The organism is Deinococcus sp. (genome assembly GCF_018260555.1).
GTDB lineage: Bacteria > Deinococcota > Deinococci > Deinococcales > Deinococcaceae > Deinococcus.
In genome coordinates this window covers 1-4631 of the sequence record NZ_JAGLBB010000116.1, presented here as the reverse complement: position 1 = coordinate 4631, position 4631 = coordinate 1, and the positions used below count along the sequence as shown (strand labels likewise).

The 4631-nt window shown below is 60.0% G+C and carries 2 protein-coding genes and 2 pseudogenes; 3 read left to right on the top strand and 1 reads right to left on the bottom strand.

The annotated features are described in order from the left end of the window. Positions 1-246: 246 nt before the first annotated feature. Together QZ271_RS13935 and QZ271_RS13930 are read left to right on the top strand one after the other, a co-directional pair. A pseudogene (locus QZ271_RS13935) lies at positions 247-723 on the top strand (acetyl-CoA carboxylase biotin carboxylase subunit family protein); the annotation flags it as partial. Beyond that, positions 706-1068: a hypothetical protein gene (locus QZ271_RS13930; protein WP_291432479.1), complete on the top strand. Its 363-nt coding sequence runs from the start codon at positions 706-708 to the stop codon at positions 1066-1068. The pseudogene QZ271_RS13935 and the gene QZ271_RS13930, both read left to right, overlap by 18 nt. 36 nt (positions 1069-1104) lie before the next feature. On the opposite strand, the pseudogene QZ271_RS13925 reads toward QZ271_RS13930, so the two are convergent. After that, positions 1105-3306 (bottom strand): annotated as a pseudogene (locus tag QZ271_RS13925) (Tn3 family transposase); the annotation flags it as partial. A 369-nt stretch (positions 3307-3675) separates the two neighbouring features. Between QZ271_RS13925 and QZ271_RS13920 the strand changes: the two are divergent. Next, positions 3676-4593, top strand: a complete 918-nt coding sequence (locus QZ271_RS13920; RefSeq protein WP_291432478.1) for a hypothetical protein — start codon at positions 3676-3678, stop codon at positions 4591-4593. Positions 4594-4631: the final 38 nt, after the last annotated feature.

Here is a 4631-nt window from a genome sequence, read left to right as displayed (position 1 = left end):
CCTCTCTTTCCAGCGGGGAGGCTGGGAGTGAGTCGAGGTCTCTATTCAACACTGTCCAGATTCTGGGGAGCAGACCAGCTTGACGTCCCTAGGGGACGTCAACAGTACCTGCAGCGCACACCGGCTATGGCGATTGGGCTGACCGATCGCGTTTGGACGCTGCGAGCGTGGCTGTCACGGCCTCAAGGCGTTTCCTGTCGGGCATAGTTCCAGCCAACTACCCCGTTCCAAAAAGTCCGAACAGAAGAAGAGCTTGCGTTGGCCGCGCGCGTCCTAGGCTACCCGTTCATCCTGAAACCGGCAGGCGGGCAGGCCAGCATGGGCATTTCCCTCATTCAGTCTCAGACTGACCTTCCAGGTGCCTGGCAATGGTCCAGTACTGCGTCCACAGGTGATCTGATTGCTGAAGGATACGTTGATGGCCCTGAATTTAGTGTCGAAGGGCTGACGCGGGACAGTCAGCACGACATTCTCGCGATCACGCAAAAGCAGACCACCAGCGCACCACACTTCATTGAACTGGGCCACCAGCAGCCTGCGCCCTTGTCCTTACAGACGCAAACGCGAATCACGGAAGTGGTCACTGCGTTCCTCACAGCGATTGGCCATCAGCAAGGCCCAAGCCATACAGAACTGCGTTTACAGGGGGAGACCCCAATCATTATTGAGTCGCACACGCGGTATGGGGGCGACCGAATCTGGGAGATGACCGCCCTGACGACAGGCGTTCATCTTCAACAGGCCACCGTGTGTCATCTGCTCGGCATCCCAGCGCCTCACCATCCCCAGGTCTTTCCTGCTGCGGCTGTCCGCTTCCTGACCGCGCCGCCCATGCAGATTGAGCGCATCACGGGCGTCGACAGCGCGCGCACCCTTCCTGGCATTGTTCGCGTCGATCTCGATGTCCAGCCTGGACAGGAGGTGCGGCCACTGGCCAGCAGTGACGAGCGTCTGGGCTATGTCCTTGGCGGAGGCGCCTCGCTAGAAGACGCCGTGACGTGCGTCCAGGGCGCCGCTGAACAGATCCAGGTTGAGGGTTCGGTTCTCGCCCATCTGGGCTTAACCTAGCGAAGGCCGAAATTTTGTCCAACTCGCATGAGCAGCTTATGAGTCCAGCGGCAGCCGCTCGTGCATGTCCAGCGTGAAGGTGCCGTAAGGGTTGATGTGCTGCCACTTCAGCGGCGTCAAGGCCCGCAGATCCACTGGCGTCAGTCGGCCCTGCCACTCCGGCTCTGACAGCACCTGCTGCATCATCAGCGTGTTGACGTAGACCAGGCTGACCTGAAGCAGATGCAGGCCCAGCATCTGGATTTCCTGTTCCTCGATGCGGTTGGTGGTGAATTCGCCGCTCTTGCCGTACAGGATGAAATCGTTGGCGCTGTTCCAGGACTCGATCACCTGCAAGCCCTCGTGAATCTCACGGCGCAGACTCTCCTGGCGCAGGTAATCGCACAGGAAAGCGGTTTTCACCGCTTTTCCCAGTTCAGCCAGCGCGCGGTACGTCGGGTGCTGCACGTTCTGGCGGGTGAAGCGCCGCAGGATGCTCTCGGCGTCCGCCGTTCCCAGCCGCAGGGCAGTCGCGAGTTTGATCATCTCGTCGTACTGCTGCTCGATCAGCTCCCACTGGATCGGGCGGGTCAGGAGCGCTTGCAGATTGGCGTACTGTTCCGGCTCACCCCTGTTCGGGCGGTACAGCTTCTGACGCTTGATGTTCTTCAGGCGCGGCAGAAGCTGGAAGCCGAGCAGGTGGCAGAACGCGAAACCCACCTCGCTCTGACCGTGGGTATCGACGTAATTCCTCTCCACCTCCATCTCGGTGTCGTGCCGCAATACGCCCTCGATCATGGCGGCTACCTCGCTGCTGGAGCAGCTCTTGAGCTGGCTGTAGATGCACACCGAGTGCTGTTCGACGTGCCAGTACACCATCACGCCGGGGCCGCCGTAGCGGGCGTGCCACTCGGTCATCAGGTTCTGGTCCCAGGCCCCGAACTTCTTGCTGTCCGAGGCGCAGGCGGTGGTGGCCTCGCCCCACAGGGCCGCGTCTCTGGCCTGAAAGATGGCGTTACACACGCGGCTGATCGCGTCCCGGAGCTGCTCTTTGTGGACATAACGGCGGCGGATGTACTGGAGGTCAGCGAAGCTGTCCTCCCCGCCGCCGCTGCACATTCGCTTCAAACCCGCATTGGTGCCGATGCCGTGCAGGCACAGCAGCAGGCGGCGCTGCACCACCTCGCGGCTCAGCACCTCACGGGCGGCCACCGAGTGGAAGGCGTCGGTGAATCCCGTTCGCAGTTCCGTTTCTTTAAGGACATCCAGCAAATTGGTCATCGGCCAGCGCTGTACCAGCGCCGCCGCCAAGCGTGTGATGTTCTGCGGTTCGGGCAGGGCGCTCAGCGGAGAGATCGTCAGTCGCCCCTTGCCCTTTTTCGAGGTGATCAGCCTGACGCCTGGATTGGTGGGCAGTTCTGTGTTTAGCGCTTCCAGAGCATCTTCCATACGGGTACGGAGCCGATGGGTGAAGGTCTGGGCCTCCCCCGGCTGGGCCAGGGCCGAGTAATACTCGGCCCGTTTCTGCTCGAAGTCGCCGGGCAGGTCATCGTCGGGATTGCGGAAGCGCCCGGCCCCCTCGATCCAGACCTCCTTGCAGCGGATCTTGTCGCGCAGCGTGGTCAGCACGCACATCTCGTAGGTGACGCGATTGACCTTGCGGCCCTCGGCGTCATCCAGAACCAGGGCCTGCCAGTCGTCTTTGACGACGCCGCCCAGCGGAACGGTTTCGCTCAGGGGAAAGGTGCCGATCCGGCGGTCCCGGTACTTCGCCAGCAGCTCCAGCGCCCGCATGATGGGGCGGTGGCGCTCGTTGTTGCAGCGGAAGCTGAGCGCGTCCAGCAGCAGCGACACCGCCCGGCGGTAGTGGTGGCCGTAGGAGTTGCGCGTGACCAGGCGCACCTGACGGTCATAACTCCCCTCAGCCTCCATTTCACGGATCAGATCGTCGAGAACCGGCTCCGGCACCACCGGGTAAATCACTTCGCGCACCGCGCCCTCCGGCTGGGCGCGGGCGGCCTTCGCCAGCTTGAACAGCAAAGCACTCTTGCCCCTCACCCGCCGGAGTTGCCGCAGCAACTCCGCCTCCACCTTGCTCTCGGCATGGGTGCCGATGTGGTGGGCCACCCGGATCAGCAGTTCCACCAGGTCATCGGTCACTTCAGTCTGCCGGTGCCAGCACAGCGCGGCCAGCAGCACATGGCGCAGAGGGGCGGGATGGCGGCGCAGTTCGCGCGGCGGTTCGCTGGCTGCCCGGCGGCGGTACTGCCGGGGTAGCGTGAGAGTTGGGACGAAAAATTACCCTAGTGACGTCAGACACATTCCTTGGGCTAGCCTTGCTCTGGAGATTGCTCCGCTAGGCAGGGGTTTCTTCCAGAGCGTTAAGAAAATGTTGAAAACTGAAGATGTCAGTTTTGGTACACTTCAAGCGTCCGCTCACGATACAAACCTTCTTGTCCCTAGGAGTGTTATCCATGCGACATACCTTTATCGTGCCTGCCACCGCTCTCCGCTACTCTCGCCGCCTGCAACTCAACGAACGCCACACTAGGGACTCAGAACGACCCCACCATTACAGCAGCGCAACTCCAGATCGATTCAAACGTTCCGGCGAATATTCAGCAGGAAATGCGCGACTGGTACGCCGGTCTCCCGGAAGATACAAAGCGGGGAATCACCAAGAACCCGCTGATCATGTTCAGCGCGAGCGACGGCAAAACCTATTCTAACTCTGCCGAAGCGGTGGTTCGGTCAGGCAAGATGATGCAGGAAGGCAACAATGCCTTCGTCCGGTTCTCCGACGGGTCGCCTGATCAGGGATATGTCAAGACGAACGTCAGTCCCAATGGAATCAGTGCACTGGACTACACCTGCAATACGACGGACGGCCCATATTACCGCTCATGGAGTCTGACGGGATATTCCGGCATTTACTCGGTCATGAATATTCAGTCCGCCAGCCTTCCACAGATCAACGGTAAGGATGTGGCGGCCTATTCTTACCTTGGAGGGCTAGTTCAAGGTCAATCCGACGTGGATGCAGGAATCGTCTATCTTAACGGAACGTTGCGCGTCTTCAAGACCGACGTGAAGGGTTACGACGATACATACGCGCGTGACCTCAAACTGAACACGAACTACCCTGCCCGCCTGACCGTCTCTGGATCGGGAACGTATGTTCTACGCGTTGACCGCCCTGACACCGGCGGTTCTGCGGTACTAGTCAACGTCATGGCGGCGGGAGCCAACTTCACTGGCACCAACATGTACCTGAAGCGCATGGCTTCGATTGCCAGTAAGGGACTGGCTGGCTACACTGGCAGCACGAAATTCCAAGCCAAAAGCGTGACGGCTCACACGGAAAGCAAGCTGGCAAAGTATGTCAACGGTAACTATTCCTATCAAGATTGGAATACGGCGAGCATCAATACAGGTGGTTGCCGTTGGCCCAACAGCACCATCGTACAGATAACGAGTGGCGGGGCAACTTCCAACAATTTTACCGCTGACGTAACTGCTCAGCAGGGTAAATTGCTCAGAATCTGAATTCAGCCCTATAAATTGCTAAGAAGCTGCTTTCAAAT

What these genes read in the sequence shown, in the direction of transcription:
- QZ271_RS13930 (WP_291432479.1), top strand. Translation starts at nt 706, where the DNA reads ATGACCGCCCTGACGACAGGCGTTCATCTTCAACAGGCCACCGTGTGT.
- QZ271_RS13920 (WP_291432478.1), top strand. Translation starts at nt 3,676, where the DNA reads ATGCGCGACTGGTACGCCGGTCTCCCGGAAGATACAAAGCGGGGAATC.